The organism is Streptomyces atriruber (genome assembly GCF_001418325.1).
GTDB lineage: Bacteria > Actinomycetota > Actinomycetes > Streptomycetales > Streptomycetaceae > Streptomyces > Streptomyces atriruber.
The window spans coordinates 26,575-51,844 of sequence record NZ_LIPN01000052.1 but is presented as its reverse complement, the minus strand read 5'-3'; the positions used below and the strand labels follow the sequence as shown (position 1 = coordinate 51,844).

Sequence of the window (25,270 nt, the reverse complement as noted above, 5' to 3'; positions counted from 1 at the left end):
TTCTGGACAGAGGAGTTGCAGTGACCCGCTTGAGGAAGACACTCGCCGCCTGCGCGCTGACCGTGGGCGTACTCGGTGCTGTGGTGACGCCTGCCATGGCAGAGAACCATTCGTCCGTCGCGCCGCTGGACAACCATCAGACCGTAGTCCCGCCCGAGCGTCATCAGACTGTCGTGCCGCTGGACCGCAACCAAGACGTCGCGCCACTGGAGAACCACGGAAGCTGAGATGACGCCGACCGGTCACCCGGTGCCTGGGCCTGGTGCCTGGGCCCGCGCCCGGGGCTCGGGGGCTGGGTGACCGGTCGGCTGTCGGCGCGTGGTCCCTCACGCGCGCAGCCGCAGCCCGCGCGGGGTGGCGTGGAAACCGGCTCCTTCCAGGAGTGGGGCGAAGGGGGACGTCAGGGCGGCGGAGCCGTTGACGCGCTCCACCGTGACCGTGCCGAGCGAGCCCGCTCGGGCGGCCGAGGCCAGCGCTTCGGCGGCGGCGTGCAGCCGGGGGTCGTCGGCGATCGGCTCGTCCGGGGCGGCGGGCCAGGCCAGGAGCGTCTTGCCGCCGCGCTCCATGTAGAGCGTCAGCTCGCCGTCGACCAGGACGACCAGGGAGCCCGCCTTGCGGCCCGGCTTGTGGCTCGCGCCGTTCGGCGGCTCGGGCCAGGACAACGCGGCCCCGTACGCATTGGCGGGGTCGGCGGCGGCCAGGACCACCGCGGCCTGGGCGTCCGAGGGGCGCGCACCGTCCGCGCGGTCGCGGGAGTTCGCGGTGGCGCGCAGGCGGTCCACCGCGCCGTCCATCGCGAACTGCGCGGCGCCCAGCCCTTCGACGACATAGCCGCGACGCGCCTGACCGCTGTCTTCGAAGGCGGACAGAACGCGGTACGTCGCCGAGAAGCCGCCCTCGACCCCTTCGGCGGCGACCGCGCCGCGCGTGACGACGCCGTGCCGGTCCAGGAGGGCGCGGGCCAGGGCGTGGGCGCGCAGGGTCGGGTCGGGCTCGCGGGGAGGCAGCAGCGACCAGCGGCCCGCGACGGTGGGAGGGCCGGTGCGGGAGGCGGTGCGGGCGGCCGCGGTGAGGCTGCCGTAGCGCCCGCGCGGGACGCCGCGCTTGGCACGGTGGGCCGTGGATCCTGCGGTGCGGCCGGAGCCCAGGAGCGAGCGCATCGGGCCGAGGGTGTCGTTCGTGAGCATGCCGGACCAGGCCAGTTCCCAGATGGCGTCGGCCAGTTGCGGATCCAGGGCGTCCGGGTGCGTGGTGGCGCGGACCTGGTCGGCGATCTGGCGGAAGAAGAGGCCGTACCCTCCGGAGAGGGTGTCCAGGACCGACTGGTGCAGCGCGGTGAGCTCCAGGGGGTGCGGGGGCGGCAGGAGCAGCGGCGCGGTGTCGGCCAGGTAGAGGGAGACCCAGCCGTCCTTGCCCGGCAGGGACCCGGCGCCGGCCCAGACGACCTCACCGGCCGCGGTCAGTTCGTCGAGCATCGCCGGGTTGTAGCCCATCACGCGCGAGGGCAGGACGAGCTTCTCCAGGGCGGAGGCGGGCACCGTGGCGCCCTGCAACTGCTCGATGGCGCGCACCAGACCGTCGATGCCGCGCAGACCGTGCCCGCTCAGGTGCTGCCACTGGGGCAGGAACTGGGCGAGGGCGGCGGGCGGCACCGGTTCCAGCTCGTGCCGCAGAGCCGCGAGGGAACGGCGGCGCAGGCGGCGCAGCACCGCGGCGTCGCACCACTCCTGGCCGATGCCTGCCGGGTGGAACTCGCCCTGCACCACGCGGCCGTTCGCCGCGAGGCGTTGCAGCGCGCCCTCGGTGACCGCCGCCCCGAGCCCGAAACGGGCCGCGGCCGCGGCGGACGTGAACGGGCCGTGCGTGCGGGCGAAGCGGGCGAGGAGGTCGCCCAAGGGGTCCTTGACCGGCTCGGTGAAGGCCTCGGGGACGCCCACGGGGAGGGCGGTGCCCAGGGCGTCGCGCAGGCGGCCCGCGTCCTCGATCGCCGCCCAGTGGTCCGTTCCGGCGATGCGGACCCGGATCACACGGCGGGCGGCCGCGAGCTCCTCCGCCCAGTCCGGTTCGGCTCCCCGCTCGGTCAACTCGGCCCCGGTGAGCGGGCCGAGGAGCCGCAGCAGGTCGGCGACGCCTTCGGCGTCCTTGACGCGACGGTCCTCGGTGCGCCACTGGAGCTCCTGCTCCAGCTCCGCCAGGACGTCAGCGTCGAGCAGCTCGCGCAGTTCCGCCTGGCCGAGGAGCTCCGCGAGCAACCTGGAGTCGAGGGAGAGGGCTGCCGCGCGCCGCTCGGCCAGGGGGGAGTCGCCCTCGTACAAGAACTGCGCCACGTACCCGAACAGGAGGGAGCGGGCGAAGGGGGAGGGCTCGGGCGTGGTGATCTCGACGAGGCGGACGCGGCGGGACTCGATGTCGCCCATCAGCTCGGTGAGGCCCGGTACGTCGAAGACGTCCTGGAGGCACTCCCTGACCGCCTCCAGGACGATGGGGAAGGAGCCGAACTCGCTGGCCACCTCCAGGAGCTGGGCGGCGCGCTGGCGCTGCTGCCACAGCGGGGTGCGCTTGCCGGGGCTGCGGCGCGGCAGCAGCAGCGCGCGGGCGGCACACTCACGGAAGCGCGAGGCGAACAGCGCCGAGCCGCCGACCTGGTCCGTGACGATCTGATTGACCTCGCCCTTGTCGAAAGTGACGTCACCGGCGCCCACCGGGGGCTTGTCGGCGTCGTACTCCACAGGGGGTGCGCTGGGCTCCTGGTCGAGCAGGTCGAGACCCATCAGGTCGGCGTCCGGGAGCCGGAGCACGATGCCGTCGTCGGCGTGCATGACCTGCGCGTCCATGCCGTACCGCTCGGTGAGGCGGGCACCGAGGGCGAGGGCCCACGGAGCGTGCACCTGGGCTCCGAAGGGGGAGTGCACGACGACCCGCCAGTCGCCCAGTTCGTCGCGGAACCGCTCGACCACGATGGTGCGGTCGTCGGGGATGTGCCCGCAGGCCTCGCGCTGCTCGCCGAGGTACGCCAGGACGTTGTCGGCGGCCCACGCGTCCAGCCCCGTGGCGAGGAGGCGCCCGCGCGCGTCCTCCTGCGACAACGCGCCGACCTCGCGGAGGAACGCGCCGAGGGCGCGGCCCAGTTCGAGCGGGCGGCCCAGCTGGTCGCCCTTCCAGAAGGGGAGCCGGCCCGGGACGCCGGGAGCGGGGGAGACGAGAACCCGGTCGCGTGTGATGTCCTCGATGCGCCACGAGCTCGTGCCGAGGGTGAAGACGTCACCGACCCGGGACTCGTAGACCATCTCCTCGTCGAGCTCTCCGACGCGGCCGCCGCCCTTCTTCGGGTCGGCGCCCGCAAGGAAGACCCCGAAGAGACCCCGGTCGGGAATCGTGCCCCCGGAGGTGACCGCGAGGCGCTGCGCACCCGGCCGCCCGGTGACCGTTCCCGCGACACGGTCCCAGACCACGCGCGGCCGCAGCTCGGCGAAGGCGTCGGAGGGATAGCGCCCCGCGAGCATGTCCAGGACGGCCGTGAACGCGGATTCCGGGAGGGAGGCGAAGGAGGCCGCGCGGCGGACCACCGCCAGCAGGTCGTCCACCTGCCAGGTGTCGAGCGCGACCATCGCGACCAGCTGCTGGGCCAGCACGTCCAGCGGATTGGCCGGGACGCGCAGGGACTCGATGGAGCCGGTCCGCATCCGCTCCGTCACGACCGCGGCCTGGACGAGGTCCCCCCGGTACTTCGGGAAGACGACGCCCGTCGAGACCGCGCCCACCTGGTGGCCCGCCCGGCCCACGCGCTGGAGCCCGGAGGCCACCGACGGCGGCGACTCGACCTGCACGACCAGGTCGACCGCGCCCATGTCGATGCCCAGCTCCAGACTGGACGTGGCGACGACGGCCGGCAGCCTGCCCGCCTTCAGGTCCTCCTCGACCTGCGCGCGCTGCTCCTTGGAGACCGAGCCGTGGTGGGCGCGGGCCAGGACCGGCGGGGCGCCCTTGGCGGCGCCCGACTCCGCCATCAGCTCCGCTGGGGAGTGGTCCTCGGGGAGCGCCTCGCCGGTCGCTCTCTCGTACGCGATCTCGTTGAGGCGGTTGCACAGGCGCTCGGCAAGGCGGCGGGAGTTGGCGAACACGATCGTCGAGCGATGGGCCTGCACGAGGTCCGTGATGCGCTCCTCGACGTGCGGCCAGATCGACGGGCGCTCCGCCTCCGCCCCGGGGCCTTCTCCGGAGTCGCTGACCGGGGACCCGCCGAGCTCCGCGAGGTCCTCGACCGGAACGACCACCGACAGGTCGAACTCCTTGCCGGACGTCGGTTGGACGATCTCCACCTTGCGCTTCGGGGACAGATAGCGCGCCACCTCGTCCACCGGACGCACTGTCGCCGAAAGCCCGATGCGGCGCGCGGGCTTCGGCAGCAGTTCGTCGAGCCGCTCCAGGGACAGGGCGAGATGGGCGCCGCGCTTGGTGCCCGCGACGGCGTGCACCTCGTCGAGGATCACTGTCTCGATGCCGGTCAGCGCGTCCCGCGCGGCTGACGTGAGCATCAGGAAGAGCGACTCGGGCGTGGTGATCAGGATGTCCGGCGGGCGCGTCGACAGCGCTCGGCGCTCGGCGGGCGGGGTGTCACCCGAACGGATGCCGACCCGCACCTCAGGCTCGGGCATGCCGAGGCGCACCGCCTCCTGCCGGATGCCGGTCAGCGGGCTGCGCAGATTGCGCTCCACGTCGACCGCGAGCGCCTTCAGCGGCGAGATGTACAGCACCCGGCAGCGCTTCTTCGCGTCCGCGGGCGGTGGCGTCGATGCCAGCTGGTCGAGGGCGGCGAGGAACGCGGCCAGGGTCTTTCCGGAGCCCGTGGGCGCGACGACCAGCACGTCCGAACCCTCGGAAATGGCCTGCCACGCCCCGGCCTGGGCGGAGGTGGGCGCCGAGAAGGCACCCGTGAACCAGCCGCGGGTCGCGGCGGAAAATCCGTCGAGAGCGCTGGGGGCGCCGGGGGCACTGGACGCGGAGCTGACCATGACCCCATCGTGCACCCCGCCACTGACATCGGCGCCGACCTGCGGAAAAGAGGCTGCGCGTCCCCCCCCCGTGCCCCTGAGGGGCTCCCTCAGTCGATGTGCCGCCCGTACGCCCGGAGCGTGCGCAGCGCCTCGATGGTGACGATCGGCCGCGACTCCAGGGCCGTGCCCGGCGCCCACTGCCGCCAGCGCACCGGCCAGCCGCCGTCCGCCTCCTGGTCCCGGGCCAGGAAGTCGAGCGAGCGCTCCATCTCCGCGTCGGTGAACCACGAGCGCGCCAGCGACTCGGGAACCTTCGCGAAGTCGTGCGGGAAGTGGTGTTCTGCCGGCGCATAGCCGGGCGACACCGGATAGGCGTCGAGGTCCGCCGGGTCCAGCGCGGCGAGTCGTTGCTCGCGCACGAGACGCCCCAGGCGGTCGGCGGCGCCGCGCGCGCGTGGGCGGTCGGGTACGCCGTCCAGGAACGCGATGGCGGCCCGGATCTCGTACGGATGCGACCTCTCGAGCGATTCGACGGCCGCCCAGCAGAAGTCCGTTGCCCGGAAGAGCCAGGCGTGCCACACCTCGTTGCGGTGCAGGAGGCCCACCACGGGGCCGGTGGCGAGCAACTCGCTGGGCGGGTCGTCCAGGATCGGCACGAACGGCGCCGAGGGGTAGCCGCGCTGGCTGGGATGGATCGCGGGAAGGGCGCCCTCGGGTGTCGACACGGAGGTCAGATACCGGCAGACGCGCTCCACCCGCTGCCCGCCGCAGCGGCGGATCGAGTCGAGCACGCCCAGCGCGTGCCCGGTGTGCAGCGGCTGGCTCACGGGCCCGCGCAGATCGGGCTCGAGCGCGAAGCCGTACCCGCCGTCCGCGGTGGCGTACGAGGTCAGGGCGGTCTCCACCGCGTCCGCGGCGGGGTCGCCGCCCGCCCCGTCGAGGAAGTGGTACGCGAACCGTCGCTGTTCCAGGACGCGCGCGGTGAGCCAGACGAAGTGCTCGGCGCGGGCGAGCGGGGAGAGCGCCGCGTCGGGGGAGGGCACAGCCTCGGGGGATGCTCCGGTTTCGGCCATGCACCGAACCGTAGGACGGAAAGCGTTCTCGGCGAGCCCCCTGCGCCCGGCTGCCCCCTCAGGGGCGTGATACTGGAGGCATGCGGTTGACGGTCTTCTGGCAGCGGATGGCGGCCCACTTCGGTGCGGGGTACGCCGATTCCTTCGCGCGCGATCACGTGATGGCGGAACTGGGCGGGCGTACGGTCCACGAAGCGCTGGAAGCGGGCTGGGAGGCCAAGGACGTCTGGCGCGCGGTGTGCACGGCGATGGACGTACCCGCCGAAAAGCGCTGACTACGGACGGTTCGGTGGCGCCGGAGGGCGCCACGCGCGCGTGCGCCGTCCCAAGCCCGTCCCAAGATGCGAGGGTGGCGACCGGCAGGCGGCGGCGTGGGCGAGACTGGCCCCGTGGCACCGACAGACGAGACCGCGCAGGTCACCCAGGACACCGCTCCGCCCGGCACGACGCCGCCCGCACAACCCCCCGAGGGGGCCGAGGCGGGACGTGGCGCCCGCATGCCGCGGTGGCTGCCGCGGGCCATGGTCCTCGCCCTGACGCTCATTGCCTGCTTCCAGCTGGGCAGTTGGGCGTTCCATCAGCTGACCGGGCTGCTGATCAACGTATTGATCGCGTTCTTCCTGGCGCTGGCGGTCGAGCCGGCGGTGAGCTGGATGGCGGCGCGCGGGCTGCGCCGGGGCTTCGCCACCTTCCTGGTCTTTCTGAGCGTCGTGATCGCGAGCGCGGGCTTCGTCGCGTTGATGGGCTCCATGCTCGCGGGCCAGATCGTGGACATGGTCGAGGACTTCCCCGACTACCTCGACAAGGTCATCAGCTGGATCAACCAGACGTTCCACACGGACCTCTCCCGAGTCGAGGTCCAGGACAGCCTCGTCCACTCCGACTGGCTCCAGAAGTACGTGCAGAACAGCGCCAGCGGAGTCCTGGACGTCTCCGCGCAGGTGCTGGGCGGTCTCTTCCAGCTCCTGACGATCCTGCTGTTCTCGTTCTACTTCGCGGCCGACGGACCGAGGCTGCGGCGTGCGCTGTGCTCGGTGCTGCCGCCCGCCAAGCAGGCCGAGGTGCTGCGGGCCTGGGAGATCGCGGTCGACAAGACCGGCGGCTACCTCTACTCGCGCGGCCTGATGGCGCTGATCTCCGGCATCGCGCACTACATCCTGCTCCAGGTGCTCGAAGTGCCCTACGCGCCCGTGCTCGCCGTGTGGGTGGGCCTCGTGTCGCAGTTCATTCCCACCATCGGCACGTACCTGGCGGGCGCCCTGCCGATGCTGATCGCCTTCACGGTCGACCCCTGGTACGCGCTCTGGGTGCTGATCTTCGTGGTCGTCTACCAGCAGTTCGAGAACTACGTGCTGCAGCCCAAGCTCACCGCCAAGAGCGTGGACATCCACCCCGCGGTCGCGTTCGGCTCGGTCATCGCGGGCACCGCGCTCCTCGGCGCGGTCGGTGCGCTGATCGCCATCCCCGCCGTCGCGACGCTGCAGGCCTTCCTCGGGGCGTACGTGAAGAGGTACGACGTCACGGACGACCCCCGGGTGCACGGGCATCGGCGCCAGGTCGGAGCGCCCCTCCTCGCCCGCATCCGGGGCGCCCTGCGGGGGCCGAACAGGCCGGAGGCCCCGCCGGAGTCCGGCGGGCCTTCACCGAAGCCGGGCGGGCGCGAGTAGGAGCCTCAGCGGGCGCCGCCCTGCGGCGTGCCACGCTTGACACTAAATTCGAACATCCATTCTCATAGGTGGTCCGGCGGCGATTCTGCGGGTCGGGCGGGGGATCCCCGGGACGCTCCCGGAGGATTTCGGTGAGCGACGGCCTCGAGTTATCCACAGGCTGGACGGGCGTCGGGGCCGATTGTCAGTGGCAGGCGTTAGCGTCTTTGACGTGAAGCGATCGACTCAAGCAAATCGGGTGGAACCCATGGCAGGAACCGACCGCGAGAAGGCGCTCGACGCCGCGCTCGCACAGATTGAACGGCAATTCGGCAAGGGCGCAGTGATGCGCATGGGCGAGCGGCCGAACGAGCCCATCGAGGTCATCCCCACCGGGTCGACCGCGCTCGACGTCGCGCTCGGCGTCGGCGGCATCCCCCGCGGCCGCGTGGTGGAGGTGTACGGCCCGGAGTCCTCCGGTAAGACGACCCTCACCCTGCACGCCGTGGCCAACGCCCAGCGGGCGGGCGGCGCGGTGGCCTTCGTGGACGCGGAGCACGCCCTCGACCCCGAGTACGCGAAGAAGCTCGGCGTCGACATCGACAACCTCATCCTGTCCCAGCCGGACAACGGCGAGCAGGCCCTCGAGATCGTCGACATGCTGGTCCGCTCCGGCGCCCTCGACCTGATCGTCATCGACTCCGTGGCCGCCCTGGTGCCGCGCGCGGAGATCGAGGGCGAGATGGGCGACTCGCACGTGGGTCTGCAGGCCCGCCTGATGAGCCAGGCGCTGCGGAAGATCACCAGCGCGCTCAACCAGTCCAAGACCACCGCGATCTTCATCAACCAGCTGCGCGAGAAGATCGGCGTGATGTTCGGTTCGCCGGAGACCACGACCGGTGGCCGTGCGCTGAAGTTCTACGCGTCGGTGCGCATGGACATCCGCCGCATCGAGACCCTGAAGGACGGCACGGACGCGGTGGGCAACCGCACCCGCGTCAAGGTCGTCAAGAACAAGGTCGCGCCGCCCTTCAAGCAGGCCGAGTTCGACATCCTCTACGGCCAGGGCATCAGCCGCGAGGGCGGCCTGATCGACATGGGCGTCGAGCACGGCTTCGTCCGCAAGGCAGGCGCCTGGTACACGTACGAGGGCGACCAGCTCGGCCAGGGCAAGGAGAACGCCCGCAACTTCCTGAAGGACAACCCCGACCTCGCCAACGAGATCGAGAAGAAGATCAAGGAGAAGCTGGGCGTCGGTGTGAAGCCCGAGGCTCCGACCGAGGAGCCGAGCGTGGACGCGGCGGCCGCCGCCCCGGCGGCCGACGACGCCAAGACGGTGCCCGCTCCGGCGGCCAAGGCAGCCAAGTCCAAGGCCGCGGCGGCCAAGAGCTAGTCCGTGACGCGACGAACCGACTGGGCGGACCACACCGCCCCCGAAAGCCGCACCGGCACTGCCGGGCGGGGCCACGGGGGCGGTGTGGATCAGGACGGCGCGGACCGGTACGACAGCCGTGGCGACAGCGACAACAGCTTCCAGGACGGCGAGGGACGGAGTCGTGGACGTCGGCGTCGGCGCGGCGGGTTCGGCTCCGACGGCCACCAGGACAGCGGTTCCCCTTCCTCGTCGAGGGCCGAGAAGGGGGAGCCGCCGACGGGGGATCCGGCTGAGCGGGCGCGGGCGATCTGCCTGCGTCTCCTCACCGGCACTCCACGCACGCGCAAGCAGCTCGCCGACGCGTTGCGCAAGCGGGAGATCCCCGACGACGTGGCGGAAGAGGTCCTCTCCCGCTTCGAAGAGGTCGGTCTGATCAACGACAGCGCCTTCGCGGACGCGTGGGTGGAGTCCCGGCACCACGGCCGGGGCCTGGCCCGTCGCGCGCTCGCGCGGGAGCTGCGCACCAAGGGCGTGGAGTCCACGCTGATCGACGAGGCCGTGGGACAGCTCGACGCGGAGCAGGAGGAGGCGACCGCGCGCGAGCTCGTCGCCCGCAAGCTCCGCTCCACACGGGGCCTCGATCGCGACAAGCGTCTGCGCCGCCTCGCGGGCATGCTCGCCCGCAAGGGATACGCGGAGGGCATGGCGCTCCGGGTGGTCCGGCAGGCGCTGGAGGAAGAGGGCGAAGAGACCGACGACTTGGGGTACGAGGCGTTCTGAGCGGGCCGCTCCCACGGGGGTGGGGCGGCAGCCGGAGGCCACGCATCCCGGCCCGCGCTCCGCAGGGTGGGGGTAACCCCCCTGCGGAGACGCCGGGTTGCCGCAGTGCACAGGAACCTGTGCACAGGCGACTGTGTACGCATGGCAGAGGAACCCGGCACGACCGACGCGGAACGGTCCGGAGAGCGGACCGGCCGCGACAACCGGACTCGGCGCGACGACCGGATTGACCGCGACAAGACGGCTGGCAACGACAACCGCACCGGCAGCGGCAACCGAACCCTGCACGGCGGCCGGACCGGCAACCGAACCCAGCACGGCGATCGGCCCCTGCGCGACGCCCCGGACAGCCGCGACAGCCGGTCCCGGCCCGCGGCCGCGACCGATGGCCCGCAAGAGTTGAGCGACCTGCGCGTACTCAAGGCGCTCGCGCAGCCGCGGCGGCACCAGATGCTGCAGCACCTCACCGTGCACGGCCCGGCCACCTCCGCGACGCTCGCCAGAGCACTCGGACTCAACACCGGCGCGACCAGTTACCACCTGCGCGAACTCGCCCGCTACGGCTTCGTCGAGGAGACGCGCGGCTCGGAGCACGGACGTGAGCGCTGGTGGCGGGCCGTCCCGGGCGACCGGCGCTTTCCGCCGCGCGGCCGGCAGAGCCCCGAGATGCGGCTCGTCATGGACGAGCTCAACCACCTCTCGTACGCCGCCGACCTGGAGCTCTTCGCGCAACTGCAGCGGGAGCGGAGCCAGGGACACCAGCGGCCGGACGGCGCCGACCCCGACGAGTGGGCCGACGCGCTGCCCTCCTCACGGGGCACGATCCGGCTGACCCTCCCCGAACTCCACGAGTTCTTCGAGGAGTACATCGCGCTCCTCAACCGCTATAAGCGGCCCGACGCCGACACCCCGGACGGCGCTCGCACCGTCCTCACGCGCTTCCTGGCCTTCCCCGCGCCCGCGAACCTCCCCGCGCCCGCGGCCCCCTCCGACAACCGAAAAGAGTCAGAGCCCTCATGATGCTGCGTTACGCACTGCAGACCGTCAGGGACCGCAAGGGCGGATTCCTCGGCGCCTTCCTCGCCCTGATGTGCGCCGCGGCCCTCATCACCGCCTGCGGCACCCTCCTGGAGACCGGTCTGCGCGGCACGATCAAGACCGAGCGCTACGCCGCGGCCCCCGTGATCGTCTCCGCCGACCAGAACGTGCACCGCACCACGGTCAAGCACAAGAAGGGCAAGACCAAGGTCAAGCACAAGGCGAAACCGATCGCCGAGAGAGCCTGGCTGCAGGCCCGCGACATCGAGGACAGGATCAAGAGCGCCCCGGGCGTCGGCGCCGTCGTTCCCGAACTCACGTTCCTCGCGCAGCCCTTGAAGTCCGGCGCGACGGGCGGGTCCGGCGGGTCAGGCGGGTCCGGCACACCTTCGTACGGGCATGCCTGGGAGTCCGCCGCCCTCACCCCCTTCCGGCTCGTCGACGGCACGGCGCCGCGTTCCTCCCGCGATCTCGTCGTCGACCGCGGCCTCGCCGACCGCATGGGACTGCGCCCCGGCGACCACCTGACCGTCCAGTCGACGCAGAGCCCGCGCGACTACCGCATCACTGGAGTGGCCGCTCCCGAGAGCGGCGCCCTGACCCACCAGACCTCGCTCTTCTTCTCCTCCGAAGAGGCCGAGCGGCTCGCGGCGCACCCCGGCAAGGTCACCGCCTTCGGCGTCGTGCCCGACAAGGGCACCACCGTCACCGACCTCGAGAAGGCGGTCGAGAAGGCCGTCGAAGGAACGACGGCGCAGGTCAGTGCGGGGGACGACCGCGGACCCGTGGAGTTCCTCGACGCGGCGGGGGCGCACGTCAAGCTCATCAGCATCGGCGGTGCCATGGGCGGTACCTCCCTCCTCGTCGCCGTCCTCGTGGTCGTCGGCACCTTCGCCCTCTCGGTCCAGCAGCGCCACCGCGAACTCGCCCTGCTGCGCGCCGTCGCCGCGACCCCGAAGCAGATCCGCAGGCTGCTCGGGCGTGAGGCGGTGATCGTCGGAGCGGTGGCGGGAGCCGTCGGCGCACTCGCCGGAATCCCGCTCGGAGGCCGGCTGCACGCCCGTTTCGTGGCAACGGGTGCCGTGCCCGCCACCCTTGAGCGCACCGTCAGCGTCTTCCCGCCCCTCGTCGCAGTCGGCGCGACCCTGCTGGGCGCGTGGGCCGCCGCTCGCATCGCGGGGCGCAGGATCGTCCGCATCCGTCCCGCGCAGGCCCTTGCCGAGGCCTCCGTCGAGCGGCAACGGCCCGTCTGGAGTCGGATCGTCGCGGGCCTGGTGTTCCTCGTCGGGGGTGTCGTCCTGGTCGCCGTGCTGAGCGTGCTGCGCACCGAGGCGGCATCGACCCCCGTGACGTTCCTGACGGTCGTGGTCTTCGCGTGCGCCATCGCGCTGCTCGGGCCGCTGGTGGTCCGGGCTGCGGCCGCACTCCTCCGGGGTCCGCTCCGCTGGACCGGGCCCGGAGGCAAGCTCACCCACGCCAACCTGCGTGGCAACGCCGCCCGCATGGCCGCCGTCGTCACTCCGCTCGCCCTGCTCACGGGCATGGCCTGCACCGTCCTCTTCGTCCAGCCCACCCTCGACGACGCCGCCCGTGCCCAGGCCCGCGACGGCGTCCGCGCGGACTGGGTGCTCGCCGCGCAGGGTCCGGGCGTCCCGGCAGAGGCCGCGCGGAAGCTGCGTACGACCGACGGCGTGGAGGCCGCCACCGAGGTCGTCCGCACGACGGTGCGCGTCGGGCTCGACAAGTACCCCGCGCAGGGCGTCACCCCGGAGAACCTCGCCCGCACCTGGGACCCGGATGTCACCGCCGGATCGATCGAGGACTTCGGCGAGGAGAGCGTCGCCGTGAGCGAACTGGCCGCCGACCGGCTCGGACTGAAGCCGGGCAGCACGCTCGCATTCACGCTGGGAGACGGCACGAAGACAGAACTCACCGTCCGGGCCGTGTACGCACGCGGGCTCGGGTTCGGAGACCTGACCATGGCGCACGATCTGGTCGCCCGCCACGTGGACAACCCGCTCGCCGCCACGGTCCTCGTCAAGAGCGACCGTACGCAGGAACAACTCGCGGCCGATGTCGAGAAGTTCCCGGGCGTGCACGTGCTCACCCCGGCGGCCGTGGACGGTCTGCAGGCGGCGAGCCGTCAGGCCAACGCCGAGGTGAACCTGCTGGCGATGGAGCTCGTCCTCGCCTTCACCGCCATTGCCGTCGTCAACACCCTCGCCATGTCCGTCTCCGAGCGCCTGCGCGAGTTCGCGATGCTGCGCCTCGCCGGGGCCACGCGCCGCCAGGTGCTGCGGATGCTGCGCACCGAGGCGCTGGCGGTCCTGTTCATCGGCACCGCGCTGGGCAGCGGGGTGGCGCTCGCCGTTCTGACGGCGTTCAGTGTGGGGATGACCGGTGGCGCCGCGCCGACGGTCGTTCCTCTGGTGTACGTCTCCGTGATCACCGTCGCCGGTCTGCTCGCCCTGACCGCGACCGCCCTGCCGGGCCGTGCCGCGCTGAGGCCGCTTCCCGTCACCGTGGCCACGGCCAAGGAGTAGGGGAGCGGAGGTAAGGAGCGGTACGCAATGGTGGGCGCCCCTTACGCGAAGGGGCGCCCACGCGCGTACTCACGTTTCGGCGGTCACCACCGGCAGCCCCGCCGCCCGCCACGCCTGGAAGCCGCCCGTGAGGTCGGTGGCGTGGCGCAGTCCCAACTGCCGCAAGGAGACGGCCGCGAGGCTGGATGCGTATCCCTCGTTGCAGACCACGACGACGCGCAGGTCATGGCCGGTGGCCTCCGGCGAGCGATGGCTGCCCTGCGGGTCGAGTCGCCACTCCAGTTCGTTGCGTTCGACGACGAGCGCGCCGGGAATCAGCCCATCCCGCTCCCGCAGTGCCGCGTAGCGGATGTCGACCAGCAGTCCGCCGCCCTCGGCGACCTCGTACGCCTCCTTCGGAGAGAGCCGGTCGAGGCCGAGTCGTACGCGCTCCAGCAACTCGTCGACACCGACCGGCTGTTCATCACTCACTGCCAGTCCTCCGGGCGCTCGACGGACTCCAGGCGGAGTACGTCACCCGTGCGGCTGTAGCGGCGGATCCGGGGCAGCGGCGGATAGTACGCGTGCACGGAGACTGCGTGCTCGGTCGAGGACTGGTTCAGCACCTCGTGCACGTGGTTCCGGCCGAAGGCGCGTCCCTCGCCGGTCGTCAGCTCCCGTTCGCGGTCGACGTCGTCGGAGAGCTCCAGTGTCTTCCACCCGTCGGTGGGCAGGCGCGCGGCCAGGGAGTTCTCCTTGAGAGTGCCCGCCGCGGTGAGGAAGGCGCCGACCGACTCCGCGTGGTCGTGCCAGCCGGTGCCGGTGCCGGGCGGCCAGCCGATCAGCCACGCCTCGCTGCCACCGGGCCCCTGCAGGCGCACCCAGGTGCGGCCCTCGGGATCGAGCGGCAGAGAGGCGACGAGTTCGGAGTCGGCCGCGGTGCGGCGGACGAAGGCGAGGAGCTCGGCGGCGGTGGGCGCCGAGGAGTGTGCAGAGGCGGGTGAGGCGGAGGGAGCAACAGACACGGGTACCGTCCTGGAGGTTCGCGGAAGCGCGCACGAGCCAGCCCGGAGCGATGCTCAGTGCGCGAGGGAGGAATGCGAATTCAGCAGGACGGGTGACACACGCAGCCCGCATAGCGGACGAGGTCCATATGGACCCTCCGCCACAGGCGCACATCGGTGTCGGTCACGATCCGGAGTAGACCACGGGGGTGGGGGCCGGTCAACCCCGGCTCGGAATGCGGGCGCGGGCGCCCCCCTGCGCACGCCGTACGAGCCGTACGACGCCCGCGCTGAGGTACATCCCGGCCGTCGACGTACGTCCCTGCCCGTCGACGAACACCACGCCCGCCTATGTGTACTCCGCGCTCACCCCGAACGCCGTGCCGCCCCCGCCGAGCTCTCCTCCTCGCCCGTACGGTCCGGTCGTCCCGCGCCGTCCCCGGGCCCCGTGGACGCCGTCGGCCCGCCCAGTGCCGCTTCGGCCGCCGCGTACAGCTCGGCCGGGCGCACCCCGGACAACGCCGTGACCAGGTGTCCGTCGGGGCGTACGAGCAGGACCGAGTGGGCCGCGGCTCCCGGATAGCTCTCTGCGACGAGCAGCTCGGCGGGGTGCGGCAGGGCCGTGACCGCCGCGGCGAGCCGCGGCATGATCCCGGCCGTCACCCAGTGCCGCCGCTCCCACACCACGGTGCCCGGCGCGACGAGGACGACGACCAGGTGCCCGAGCCCGAGGCGGTCCCGCAGCTGGACGAAGGATCCGTCCGGCGCCGTCACCCGCACATCGGCGACCGGCGCCCCGGGTTCCGTGGCGACCGCCGTGACGGACTCGGAGGGCTCGGGCGCCAGCGGTGAATCGGCGTACGACGAGGGCGCGCCGAGCGGGCCGCGCCCCACATGGCCGTCCGTGAGGAGCGTGTCGTGCCCGCGCGCGGTCCCGGGGACGTACGAGCGCAGGCCCTTGCTGCCGCGCAGCGCGGGCAGCGACTGGTCGGCGGCGCGCAGGCGGGCGGCCACACCGGCCCGGCGCTCGACCTGGTAGCTGTCGAGCAGTGGTTCGCGCGCGCCGTGGTGCCAGGCGAGCGCCAGCTTCCACGCGAGGTTGTCGGCGTCCCGCAGCCCTTCGTCCAGCCCCTGGGTGCCGAGCGCGCCGAGCAGGTGCGCGGCGTCCCCGGCGAGGAAGGCGCGGCCGATCCGCCACCGCCGGGCGAGCCGGTGGTGGACGGTGTGCACGCCCGTGTCGAGCAGTTCGTACGGCGGTGTGGAGCCGCCGCACCAGCCCGCGAGGGTCTCCCGGATGCGCACGACGATGGCGTCGGGCGTCACCAGGTCGCCGCGCGGCGGAAGCAGCCAGTCGAGCCGCCACACTCCGCCGGCCAGCGGTCGGCCCGCGACCTCGGCGCCTCCGTGGCGCCACGGAGGCATCCGGTGCAACAACGCCTGACCCGGCCACGGAAGTTCCGTGCGCAGCGCGGCCACGGCGTGTCGCTCGACGGCCGTACGTCCCGGGAAGCGGACATCGAGAAGTTTGCGCACCGTGGAGCGCGGCCCGTCGCAGCCCACCAGGTAACTGCCCCGCCACCACGTGCCCTTCGGCCCGCGCGTGTGCGCGGTCACTCCACCGGCGTCCTGCTCCAGGGAGTCGAGCTTGCTGTCCACCGCGATCTTGACGAGCCGCTCGTCGGCGATGGCTTCGCGCAGCGCGGCGGTCAGCACGTGCTGCGGCAGGTGCAGCGGCGCGGGGGTCTCCTCGTCGAAGTCGAGCTCCCGCATCAGCTGCTTGCGCCGCACGGAGCGCCAGCCCGTCCACCGTGCGCCCGATTCCGTGTCACCGAACGAGTGACCCACGAGCCGTTCCGCGAACGCCGCGGTGTCGTCGCGGAGCACGACGGTCCGCGCGGGGCGCTGCTCGTCCTTGCCGGGTCCCTCGTCGAGGACGACGGTGGGCACCGAGTGCCGGGCGAGGGCGAGGGCGAGGGCGAGTCCGACGGGGCCCGCGCCGACGACGATCACCGGGTCCACGGCGCGCACCCTCCGGCCCGACGGGCTCCGAGGGTCCGGGCTGCCCGGAATCGCTGGACGTACGTACAGGAACTGGCAGTTGGAGCCCGGTGCACGATCACAGAACGTATGCAACCCATTGCCGGTGCTTGCGTCAAGTGACGATGGCAGTGGCGTTCACCTGAAGGTGCCAGTGGTGTTCAACGGAACATACGTGTGGGGGACGGCGTCGAAGCCGTCCCCCACATGCAGGGCCCACTGTGCGCAGGATGCGTCAGTTGGACTTTCCAACCTGCCCGTCGGAGTCGTCCTCCGGTCGGCCGGAGCCGGCCTCGGGGGCCTCCGGGGCGTCGGCGGGAGCGGTCGCGGCGGGCGCCGCGGCGGCCGTCGGGCCGGTCGGCGCCGTCGTGTCGAGTACGCCGGGGGCCTCCGCGGGTTCGGCGGCCGCGGCCATCACGATGCCGGTCTTGGCGCGGCGTCCGCGCTTCTCCAGCCAGGTGGCGAGCGAGGAGAGCGAGAGGCACAGGGCGATGTAGATGACACCGAAGACGGTGACCGTCTGGACGAACGGGTAGGTGCCGTTCACCGGGGTGTTGTTGGCGATCAGCCGGGCGGAGTAGAGCAGCTCGGGGTAGAGGATCATGAAGCCGAGCGAGGTGTCCTTGAGGGTCACCACGAGCTGGCTGATGATCGTCGGCAGCATCGACCGCACGGCCTGCGGGAAGAGGACGCTGATCATCACCTGGGTCTTGCTGAGCCCCAGGGCGTACGCCGCTTCCGTCTGACCCTTCGGGACGGCGTTGATGCCCGCGCGCAGCACCTCGGCCTGGACGCAGCCGTTGTAGATCGTCAGACCAAGGACCAGCGCCCACAGCGGGGTCATGTCGCCGAGGATGCCGACCCAGAGGGCGAAGATCGTGATCAGCAGCGGGATCGACCGGAAGAGGTCGATGAAGACGACCGCGATCCAGCGGACCGGGCGGTGGTCGGAGAGCCTGGCGACGCACAGCACGACCGCGAAGGCCAGCGAGAAGACACCGGCGAGGCCGAAGGCCTTCAGTGTCGCGATGAGCGCGTCGAAGATGTTCTGGCGGATGCCCGAGTAGTTGAAGATGTCCCACAGGGCGCTGTCGAACTCGCCCTTCTCGTTGAGCCGCAGCACGACCCAGACGATGAGGCCGAGCAGCGCGACGGTGCCCACGATCGAGTAGATCGTGTTGCGGACCTTGGCCTTGGGGCCCGGCGCGTCGAAGAGAACGCTGGCGCTCATCGGGCGACCTCCATTCGGTGCTCCAGCAGCCGGAAGGCGCCATTGATGGCGTAGGTGATGATCAGGTAGGCGACGGTGATCCAGACGAAGATCATCGTGATGTCGTAGCCCTCATTGCTGAGCGTCTTGGTGATGTTGAACAGCTCGACGTTGTCGAAGCCGCCCGCGATCGCCGAGTTCTTCGTCAGCGCGATGAAGATCGAGCCCATCGGGGCGATGACCGCGCGAGTGGCCTGCGGGAGCACCACGACCCGCATGACCTGCGTGAAGCTCATGCCGATCGCGCGGGCGGCCTCGGCCTGGCCCATCGGCACGGTGTTGATGCCGGAGCGTATCGCCTCGGCGACGAAGGACGAGGTGTAGAAGCCCAGCGCCAGCACGCCGAGCACGAAGGAGTCCATGTCCGGGAACAGGATCTTCGGCAGGACGAAGAAGGCGACCAGGAACAGCAGCGTGAGCGGGGTGTTCCGGAGGATGTTCACCCACACGGTGCCGAAGACGCGCAGTGGTGGCACGGGGGAGACCCGGAAGGCAGCGATGATCACGCCCAGCACCATGGCGATGATCCCACTGACCAAGGTCAGCTCCACGGTGCCGATGAACCCCTCGCGGAACAGCGACAGGTTGTCGGTCAGTACGTTCATGAATTCTCCGCGAGAGGGCGGTCGGACGGCGATGTGGTCACAAGACGCCCCGCCCCGCACGGACGTTCAGACCGTGCGAAGCGGGGCGCGGTGTGTCACTTGGGGTCGGTGAAAGCCGGCGGGTCCTTGTACTCGGAGCCGGACTTGCCGATGGTGGCGTCGAACGCCTTCTTGTAGTCGCCGTTCTCCTGGTGCGCCTTGACGGCGTCCGCGACGGCCTTCTGCAGCGCCTTGTCGCCCTTCTTCAGGCCGACGCCGTAGGGCTCGTCGGAGAAGGGCTTGCCGACGACCTTGAGCTTCTTCGGGTTCTGCGCCGCGTAGCCCATCAGGATCGCGTCGTCCGTGGTGACGGCGTCGACCTGGTTGTTGAGCATCTGCGCCACGCACTCGGAGTACTTCGACAGCTCGGTCACCTTGGCGCCGTACTTCGGCTTCTTGATGTTCTGCAGCGGCGTGGAGCCGACGATCGAGCAGACCTTCTTGCCGCGGACGGTCTCGGGGCCCTTGATGTCCTTCTCGTCCTTGCGGACGAGGAGGGAGGCACCCGCGTGGTAGTACGGGCCGGCGAAGTCGATCTGCTTCTTGCGCTCGTCGTTGATCGTGTACGTGCCGATCATCAGGTCCACGTCGCCCTTGGATACCGCAGTCTCGCGGGCGCCGGAGTCAACCGTCTTCCACTCGATCTGGTCGGCGGAGAAGCCGAGGTCGGCCGCGATCATCTTGGCGATCTCGATGTCGAACCCGGAGTACTCCTTCGTCGACTGGTCCTGGAAGCCCAGGTACGGCTGGTCGGCCTTGGCGCCGATGACCAGCTTGCCGCGCTTCTTGGCGTCCTTGAAGACGGCCGAGTCGACCGAGGCGTCCTTCTTGACCGAGTAGCTGAGGGCCTTGGTGTCCTTGCTGTCCGGGCCCTCGGGCTTGTCGCCGGCCGAGCCCTCCTTGCCGCCGCAGGCGGTGGCGGTCAGCGCGAGCGCAGCGATGGCCGCCGCGGTGGCGGCGGACTTGCGGAGCTTCATGGTGAACATCCTCTGTTTCGACTGGTGTTGAGACGGCGTGGGAGCCTCAGTGCTTAAGGATCTTCGACAGGAAGTCCTTGGCCCGGTCGCTGCGCGGGTTGTTGAAGAACTGATCCGGCACGGCCTCTTCGACGATCCGGCCGTCTGCCATGAAGACGACACGGTTGGCCGCGGAACGGGCGAAGCCCATCTCGTGGGTGACGACGATCATCGTCATCCCGTCCCGGGCGAGCTGCTGCATCACCTCGAGGACCTCGTTGATCATCTCCGGGTCGAGCGCCGACGTGGGCTCGTCGAAGAGCATCACCTTGGGGTCCATCGCCAACGCGCGCGCAATGGCGACGCGTTGCTGCTGGCCGCCGGAGAGCTGCGCGGGGTACTTGTCGGCCTGGGAGGCGACGCCCACGCGGTCCAGCAGACCGCGTGCCTTCGTCTCCGCCTCCGCCTTGCCGATCTTGCGCACCTTGGTCTGGCCCAGGGTCACGTTCTCGAGCACGGTCTTGTGCGCGAAAAGGTTGAACGACTGGAAGACCATGCCCACGTCCGCGCGGAGCCTCGCCAGCTCCTTGCCCTCCTGGGGCAGCGGCTTGCCGTCGATCGAGATGCCTCCCGAATCGATCGTCTCCAGGCGATTGATGGCGCGGCACAGAGTCGACTTGCCGGACCCGGAGGGGCCGATCACGACGACGACCTCACCGCGGGCGATGGTCAGGTCGATGTCCTGGAGGACGTGCAGAGCGCCGAAGTGCTTGTTGACGTTCTTCAGCACGACCAGGTCGTCCGCCCCGGGCGGTATGGCGTCCTTGGTCACCGATACTTCGGTCACGGCTTGTTGCTCCATCCTCCTCGGTTGGGAGGACAGTAATAACCCAGTGCGACCAGCGTCATTACATCTGAGGGGAAATTGAGCATAACGATCCGGCCGCAACCGGACACTCCGTGTGAAGAGGGTCCACGGAGTGCGTACCGGGTGGGTAACGGAACGTGCCCGGGGCTTGAACGCTCTTGACGTGGTCCTTATCCATCGGAGTGGATGCCATGGTGCGCTCGCACGACGACCGGCCATGATGACCGGCTGCAACGGAACGACGGATGAACCGGAGGGGGCCTGTATGAGACTGCTTCTCGTCGAGGACGACGATCACGTGGCCGCCGCCCTGTCCGCCGTCCTGGCCCGGCACGGCTTCGACGTCGTGCACGCCCGCAGCGGCGAGGAGGCGCTGCAGGCCTTGCTGCCCGCGGAGGCGCCCCCCTTCGGAGTGGTGCTTCTCGACCTGGGTCTGCCCGACCAGGACGGCTACGAGGTGTGCGGCAAGATCCGCAAGCGCGGCTCGACACCGGTGATCATGGTGACGGCCCGTTCGGACGTACGCTCCCGGATCCACGGCCTGAACCTCGGAGCCGATGACTACGTGGTGAAGCCGTACGACACCGGGGAGCTCATCGCCCGCATCCACGCCGTCATCCGGCGGCCCGCCCCCGGCGATGCGCCGGCGTCGGGCGACAGCGATCTGAGGCTCGGCTCCGTACACATCGAACTGCCCACCCGGCAGGTCAGCGTGGACGGTTCAGTCGTCCAACTGACCCGCAAGGAGTTCGACTTGCTCGCCCTCCTGGCCCAGCGCCCCGGAGTGGTGTTCCGCCGGGAGCAGATCATCAGTGAGGTGTGGCGCACCAGTTGGGAGGGGACCGGGCGCACGCTGGAGGTGCACGTGGCGTCCCTGCGCTCCAAGCTGCACATGCCTGCCCTGATCGAGACGGTGCGCGGCGTCGGCTACCGCCTCGTCGTCCCGGCCGCCTGACCCGGAGCGAGGACAGGTGCGCTCTCGCCTCCTCCCGCTGCTGATCATCCTCATGGCGGGCGTCCTGCTCGCGCTCGGCTTTCCGCTCGCCGTCAGCGTCGCCGCCGCCCAGCAGCAGAAGGTGGTCGTCGACCGGATCGACGACACGGCCCGCTTCGCCTCGCTCGCGCAGTTCGTCACCAAACGTCCCACGGGACCTCTGGGCCTGGGGAGCACGGACGAGCGCCGCGAGACGCTGCAGAACGAACTGGACGACTACTACGGCGTCTACGGCATCCGCGCGGGCGTCTTCTACCGCGACGACGGCGCCATGGCCCAGTCCCCGAACGACTGGTTCCTGCCGCGCCACGGAGCCCTGCGGGACGCCTTCGAAGAAGCGCTCCGCTCCCGCGGCAGCCACGATCCCGAGCAGGTGTGGCCGTGGCAGCGGGGACGGCTGGCCGTCGCCTCCCCGGTGATCAAGGACGGCGACGTCATCGCCGTCGTCGTCACGGACTCGCCGACCGGGCGCATGCGTTCGGAGACGCTGCGCGGCTGGCTGCTGATCGCCGCGGGCGAGTCGGCGGCCATGCTCCTGGCGGTCGGCGCGGCCCTGCGGCTCACCGGCTGGATCCTGCGCCCCGTGCGGGTCCTGGACGCGACCACGCACGACATAGCGACCGGGCGTCTGAAGTCCCGGGTCGCGGCAGCGGGCGGACCACCGGAACTGAGGCGCCTCGCCCGTTCGTTCAACGAGATGGCCGACAACGTCCAGGACGTGCTGGAGCAGCAGCGCGCCTTCGTCGCCGACGCCTCCCACCAACTGCGCAACCCTCTCTCGGCGCTGCTGCTCCGCATCGAGCTCCTCGCCCTCGAGCTGCCCGAGGACAGCGAAGAGGTCGCCTCGGTCCGCACCGAGGGCAAGCGCCTGGCCCAGGTCCTCGACGACCTGCTGGACCTGGCGCTCGCCGAGCACGCCGCCGCGGACCTGAGCGTCATCGACATCGGGGAGCTGACCGCCGAGCGCGTCGCCGCCTGGCGGCCGCTCGCCGACGAGCGGGGCGTGCGGCTCACGGGGGAGTGCCCGGCCACCACCGGCTGGGCCGACCCGATCGCCCTGTCCAGCGCGCTGGACGCGGTGATCGACAACGCCCTGAAGTTCACGCCCGAGGGAGGAGCCGTGAAGGTGGCGGTCTCATCGGGCAACGGGACGACGACCGTCGTGATCACCGACGGCGGACCCGGCCTCACCGACGACGAGCTCGCCCGCGTCGGCGACCGCTTCTGGCGCAGCAACCGCCACCAGAACGTGCAGGGCTCGGGGCTCGGCCTGTCCATCTCGCGGGCGCTGCTCGCGGCGGGCGGCGGCTCCCTCGCGTACGCACGCCATGAACCGCACGGGCTGAAGGTGACGGTCGGCGTCCCGCGCAGCGAGCCCCCCGCAGCGGGCTGAGCGGGCGCCTCAGAGCCGCACGCGAGGGCTCAGGGCTTGACCGAGCGGTAGTAGCGCCGAGCCCCGTCGTGCAGCGGCAGCGGGTCCGTGAACAGCGCGGTGCGCAGATCCACCACCTGCGCCGCGTGCACCTGGTCGCCGATGTGATCGCGGCTGTCGATGACGGTGCGCGTCAGCTGCTCGGTCAGCTCCGGATCGGTGCGGTCCGTGGTCACCAGGAGGTTCGCCACGGCCAGCGTCGGCACGGCGGAACCCTGCTGGGCCTCGGGATAGGCGTCCGCCGGCATCGTCGCGGCCCGGTAGTAGCGCGAGCCGCCGCCCTGCTTGTGCAGCGCTTCGACGAGGTAGCCGAGCTTCACGAGCTTGATGTCCATCTCCTCGGAGAGGGCACGCACGGAATTGGTCGGGAGCCCGCCCGACCAGAAGAACGCGTCGATGGACCGGTCCTTCAGAAGGCTGGGCATGGTGTCGATACCGGCGGCCACGGGCTTGATGTCGGTGGTCGGGTCGAGGCCCGCGGCGTCCAGGACCCGGTCGGCTATCAGCCGCACCCCCGAGTGTTCTTGGCCCACCGCCACGCGCTTGTTCCGCAGGTCGGCGACGTCCTTGATCTTCGAGGACCGGGGCACGACGAGCTGTACGTAGTCGTCGTACAGGCGCGTGCACCCCCGCAACCGGTGCCAGCCCGGTGCGCCGTCGAGGCGGTACGTCTCCACCGCGTCGGCGGCGGCGATGGTGAAGTCCGCCTTTCCGGTGGCCACGCGCGCGACGTTCTGCTGCGACCCCTCGCTGTTGAGGAGGTCGACGTCGACGTCCGGCATGTCCTTGGAGATCGACGTCTCCAGGAGCTTGCCGTACCGCTCGTACACGCCCTCCCGCACGCCCGTGCTGAACGCGATCCGCCCGCTCGGTGAGTCCTCACCCACGGGCAACAGCCACCACAGCAGCAGACCGAACACCACGAGAGCCGCGGCCGCGCCCTGCAGGGCGCGGCGCCTGCCGATGTGGGGGAGTGCCTTGAGCATGCGCGCGATCCTGCCAGGCCACTCGCCGTGATGACCAGGGGAGAGGTCACACCGAGCCGCCGCCGAGCCCGGTCGCCGGTGCCGCAGTCGGAATCCGCGGGCACGCGCGCGTGGCGACCCCGTACCCTGGGGGGCGAGATGAGCGCGAAGACTTACGAGGTGCGCACCTACGGGTGCCAGATGAACGTCCATGACTCCGAGCGGCTCTCCGGGCTGCTGGAGGACGCCGGTTACGAGCGTGCGCCCGAAGGAGCCGACGGCGATGCCGACGTCGTCGTCTTCAACACGTGCGCCGTGCGCGAGAACGCCGACAACCGTCTGTACGGGAATCTCGGCCGCCTGGCGCCGATGAAGACCAAGCGTCCGGGGATGCAGATCGCCGTCGGCGGCTGCCTGGCCCAGAAGGACCGCGACACCATCGTCAAGCGGGCGCCCTGGGTCGACGTCGTCTTCGGCACGCACAACATCGGCAAGCTGCCGGTCCTCCTGGAGCGCGCCCGCGTCCAGGAAGAGGCACAGGTCGAGATCGCCGAGTCGCTCGAAGCCTTCCCGTCGACGCTGCCGACCCGCCGCGAGAGCGCGTACGCGGCCTGGGTCTCCATCTCCGTCGGCTGCAACAACACCTGCACCTTCTGCATCGTGCCCGCGCTGCGCGGCAAGGAGAAGGACCGCAGGACCGGCGACATCCTCGCGGAGATCGAGGCGCTCGTCGGCGAGGGCGTCTCCGAGATCACCCTCCTCGGGCAGAACGTGAACGCGTACGGCTCGGACATCGGCGACCGCGAGGCCTTCAGCAAGCTCCTGCGGGCCTGCGGAAAGATCGAGGGTCTGGAGCGCGTGCGCTTCACCTCCCCGCACCCGCGTGACTTCACCGACGACGTGATCGCCGCCATGGCGGAGACGCCGAACGTGATGCCGCAGCTCCACATGCCGATGCAGTCCGGCTCGGACCCGATCCTCAAGGCGATGCGCCGCTCGTACCGGCAGGATCGTTTCCTGGGCATCATCGAGAAGGTCCGCGCCGCCATGCCGGACGCGGCCATCTCCACCGACATCATCGTGGGCTTTCCCGGCGAGACCGAGGAGGACTTCGAGCAGACGATGCACGCGGTCCGCGAGGCCCGCTTCGCGAACGCCTTCACCTTCCAGTACTCCAAGCGTCCCGGAACCCCGGCGGCCACCATGGAGGGCCAGATCCCCAAGGAGGTCGTCCAGTCGCGTTACGAGCGTCTGGTGGCCGTCCAGGAGGAGATCTCCTGGGAGGAGAACAAGAAGCAGGTCGGCCGCACCCTGGACCTGATGGTCGCCGAGGGCGAGGGCCGCAAGGACGGTGCCACCCACCGCCTCTCCGGCCGTGCCCCCGACAACCGTCTGGTGCACTTCACCAAGCCGGACACCGAGGTGCGCCCCGGTGACGTCGTGACCGTGGAGATCACGTACGCCGCGCCGCACCACCTGCTCGCCGAGGGCGCCGTGCTGAACGTGCGTCCCACGCGCGCGGGCGACGCCTGGGAGAAGCGGAACACCGAGGCGGCCGCGAAGCCCGCGGGCGTGCTGCTGGGCCTGCCGAAGATCGGTGCTCCGGCGCCGCTCCCCGCTGCGACGGGCAGCGGCTGCGGCTGCGACTGACCGGGCAGGGCGCGTTACTCTG

The 25,270-nt window shown here is 71.2% G+C and carries 21 protein-coding genes; 10 read left to right on the top strand and 11 right to left on the bottom strand.

All coding sequences use genetic code 11. The features are described from left to right. Nucleotides 1-20: 20 nt before the first annotated feature. Nucleotides 21-227: a hypothetical protein gene (locus AOK03_RS42430; RefSeq protein ID WP_157868868.1), complete on the top strand. Its 207-nt coding sequence runs from the start codon at nt 21-23 to the stop codon at nt 225-227. Nucleotides 228-326: 99 nt separating this feature from the next. Here the strand turns inward: AOK03_RS42430 and AOK03_RS05990 are convergent, their stop codons facing one another. Together AOK03_RS05990 and AOK03_RS05985 are read right to left on the bottom strand one after the other, a co-directional pair. After that, nucleotides 327-5,012, bottom strand: a complete 4,686-nt coding sequence (locus AOK03_RS05990; protein ID WP_055564106.1) for an ATP-dependent helicase — start codon at nt 5,010-5,012, stop codon at nt 327-329. A gap of 89 nt (nt 5,013-5,101) precedes the next feature. Then, nucleotides 5,102-6,067, bottom strand: coding sequence for a hypothetical protein (locus tag AOK03_RS05985; protein WP_055564105.1), 966 nt, complete (start codon nt 6,065-6,067; stop codon nt 5,102-5,104). An 80-nt stretch (nt 6,068-6,147) separates the two neighbouring features. On the opposite strand from AOK03_RS05985, the gene AOK03_RS05980 reads away from it, so the two are divergent. From AOK03_RS05980 to AOK03_RS05955, 6 genes are all read left to right on the top strand, one after another. Then, nucleotides 6,148-6,342: a DUF3046 domain-containing protein gene (locus AOK03_RS05980; RefSeq protein WP_055564104.1), complete on the top strand. Its 195-nt coding sequence runs from the start codon at nt 6,148-6,150 to the stop codon at nt 6,340-6,342. A 114-nt stretch (nt 6,343-6,456) separates the two neighbouring features. Continuing rightward, a complete protein-coding gene (locus AOK03_RS05975; RefSeq protein ID WP_079074513.1) occupies nt 6,457-7,734 on the top strand; it encodes an AI-2E family transporter in 1,278 nt (425 codons plus the stop codon). A gap of 247 nt (nt 7,735-7,981) precedes the next feature. Beyond that, complete coding sequence (recA, locus tag AOK03_RS05970; protein WP_055564102.1) at nt 7,982-9,106, top strand: recombinase RecA; 1,125 nt, start codon at nt 7,982-7,984, stop codon at nt 9,104-9,106. A gap of 3 nt (nt 9,107-9,109) precedes the next feature. After that, a complete protein-coding gene (recX, locus tag AOK03_RS05965; RefSeq protein WP_055564101.1) occupies nt 9,110-9,868 on the top strand; it encodes a recombination regulator RecX in 759 nt (252 codons plus the stop codon). Nucleotides 9,869-10,009: 141 nt separating this feature from the next. Further along, nucleotides 10,010-10,888, top strand: a complete 879-nt coding sequence (locus AOK03_RS43795; protein WP_079074512.1) for an ArsR/SmtB family transcription factor — start codon at nt 10,010-10,012, stop codon at nt 10,886-10,888. Further along, nucleotides 10,885-13,449 (top strand): FtsX-like permease family protein, encoded by a 2,565-nt coding sequence (locus AOK03_RS05955; protein WP_055564100.1) that lies wholly within the window; start codon nt 10,885-10,887, stop codon nt 13,447-13,449. The genes AOK03_RS43795 and AOK03_RS05955 overlap by 4 nt, the downstream gene beginning before the upstream one ends. Nucleotides 13,450-13,518: 69 nt before the next feature. Here the strand turns inward: AOK03_RS05955 and AOK03_RS05950 are convergent, their stop codons facing one another. The 8 genes from AOK03_RS05950 to AOK03_RS05920 form a co-directional block, all read right to left on the bottom strand. Then, entirely contained in the window at nt 13,519-13,920 is a 402-nt protein-coding gene (locus AOK03_RS05950) for a rhodanese-like domain-containing protein (RefSeq protein ID WP_341845782.1), read from the bottom strand. After that, on the bottom strand, nt 13,917-14,453 hold the full coding sequence (locus tag AOK03_RS05945; protein ID WP_055564098.1) for a cupin domain-containing protein: 537 nt from the start codon (nt 14,451-14,453) through the stop codon (nt 13,917-13,919). Before AOK03_RS05945 ends, AOK03_RS05950 begins: the two co-directional genes overlap by 4 nt. A gap of 80 nt (nt 14,454-14,533) precedes the next feature. Continuing rightward, entirely contained in the window at nt 14,534-14,605 is a 72-nt protein-coding gene (locus AOK03_RS44970; protein WP_327084869.1) for a putative leader peptide, read from the bottom strand. 193 nt (nt 14,606-14,798) lie between these two features. Next, a complete protein-coding gene (locus AOK03_RS05940) occupies nt 14,799-16,451 on the bottom strand; it encodes an FAD-dependent monooxygenase (protein WP_055564097.1) in 1,653 nt (550 codons plus the stop codon). A gap of 253 nt (nt 16,452-16,704) precedes the next feature. After that, entirely contained in the window at nt 16,705-17,700 is a 996-nt protein-coding gene (locus AOK03_RS05935; protein WP_079074511.1) for an amino acid ABC transporter permease, read from the bottom strand. Further along, nucleotides 17,697-18,344, bottom strand: a complete 648-nt coding sequence (locus AOK03_RS05930; protein WP_055564096.1) for an amino acid ABC transporter permease — start codon at nt 18,342-18,344, stop codon at nt 17,697-17,699. The genes AOK03_RS05935 and AOK03_RS05930 overlap by 4 nt, the downstream gene beginning before the upstream one ends. 95 nt (nt 18,345-18,439) lie before the next feature. Then, on the bottom strand, nt 18,440-19,360 hold the full coding sequence (locus tag AOK03_RS05925) for a glutamate ABC transporter substrate-binding protein (RefSeq protein WP_055564122.1): 921 nt from the start codon (nt 19,358-19,360) through the stop codon (nt 18,440-18,442). 46 nt (nt 19,361-19,406) lie between these two features. Next, on the bottom strand, nt 19,407-20,186 hold the full coding sequence (locus tag AOK03_RS05920) for an amino acid ABC transporter ATP-binding protein (protein ID WP_055564095.1): 780 nt from the start codon (nt 20,184-20,186) through the stop codon (nt 19,407-19,409). A 286-nt stretch (nt 20,187-20,472) separates the two neighbouring features. Here AOK03_RS05920 and AOK03_RS05915 point away from each other — a divergent pair, with 286 nt between their 5' ends. Both AOK03_RS05915 and AOK03_RS05910 read left to right on the top strand, forming a co-directional pair. Then, entirely contained in the window at nt 20,473-21,162 is a 690-nt protein-coding gene (locus AOK03_RS05915) for a response regulator transcription factor (RefSeq protein WP_055564094.1), read from the top strand. Between the two features lie 16 nt (nt 21,163-21,178). Continuing rightward, a complete protein-coding gene (locus AOK03_RS05910; protein WP_055564093.1) occupies nt 21,179-22,594 on the top strand; it encodes a sensor histidine kinase in 1,416 nt (471 codons plus the stop codon). Between the two features lie 29 nt (nt 22,595-22,623). On the opposite strand, the gene AOK03_RS05905 is transcribed toward AOK03_RS05910, so the two are convergent. After that, nucleotides 22,624-23,619, bottom strand: a complete 996-nt coding sequence (locus AOK03_RS05905) for a TAXI family TRAP transporter solute-binding subunit (protein WP_055564092.1) — start codon at nt 23,617-23,619, stop codon at nt 22,624-22,626. Between the two features lie 138 nt (nt 23,620-23,757). Here AOK03_RS05905 and miaB point away from each other — a divergent pair, with 138 nt between their 5' ends. Continuing rightward, nucleotides 23,758-25,248 (top strand): tRNA (N6-isopentenyl adenosine(37)-C2)-methylthiotransferase MiaB, encoded by a 1,491-nt coding sequence (gene miaB, locus AOK03_RS05900; protein WP_079074510.1) that lies wholly within the window; start codon nt 23,758-23,760, stop codon nt 25,246-25,248. Nucleotides 25,249-25,270: the final 22 nt, after the last annotated feature.

Bases quoted from the DNA above. Each gene is read 5' to 3' on its own strand.
- AOK03_RS05915 (WP_055564094.1), top strand. From the start codon at position 20,473: ATGAGACTGCTTCTCGTCGAGGACGACGATCACGTGGCCGCCGCCCTG.
- AOK03_RS05985 (WP_055564105.1), bottom strand. From the start codon at position 6,067: ATGGCCGAAACCGGAGCATCCCCCGAGGCTGTGCCCTCCCCCGACGCG.
- AOK03_RS05930 (WP_055564096.1), bottom strand. From the start codon at position 18,344: ATGAACGTACTGACCGACAACCTGTCGCTGTTCCGCGAGGGGTTCATC.
- AOK03_RS05980 (WP_055564104.1), top strand. From the start codon at position 6,148: ATGCGGTTGACGGTCTTCTGGCAGCGGATGGCGGCCCACTTCGGTGCG.
- AOK03_RS05955 (WP_055564100.1), top strand. From the start codon at position 10,885: ATGATGCTGCGTTACGCACTGCAGACCGTCAGGGACCGCAAGGGCGGA.
- AOK03_RS05990 (WP_055564106.1), bottom strand. From the start codon at position 5,012: ATGGTCAGCTCCGCGTCCAGTGCCCCCGGCGCCCCCAGCGCTCTCGAC.
- miaB (WP_079074510.1), top strand. From the start codon at position 23,758: ATGAGCGCGAAGACTTACGAGGTGCGCACCTACGGGTGCCAGATGAAC.
- AOK03_RS05935 (WP_079074511.1), bottom strand. From the start codon at position 17,700: ATGAGCGCCAGCGTTCTCTTCGACGCGCCGGGCCCCAAGGCCAAGGTC.
- AOK03_RS05905 (WP_055564092.1), bottom strand. From the start codon at position 23,619: ATGCTCAAGGCACTCCCCCACATCGGCAGGCGCCGCGCCCTGCAGGGC.
- AOK03_RS05925 (WP_055564122.1), bottom strand. From the start codon at position 19,360: ATGAAGCTCCGCAAGTCCGCCGCCACCGCGGCGGCCATCGCTGCGCTC.
- recA (WP_055564102.1), top strand. From the start codon at position 7,982: ATGGCAGGAACCGACCGCGAGAAGGCGCTCGACGCCGCGCTCGCACAG.
- AOK03_RS43795 (WP_079074512.1), top strand. From the start codon at position 10,010: ATGGCAGAGGAACCCGGCACGACCGACGCGGAACGGTCCGGAGAGCGG.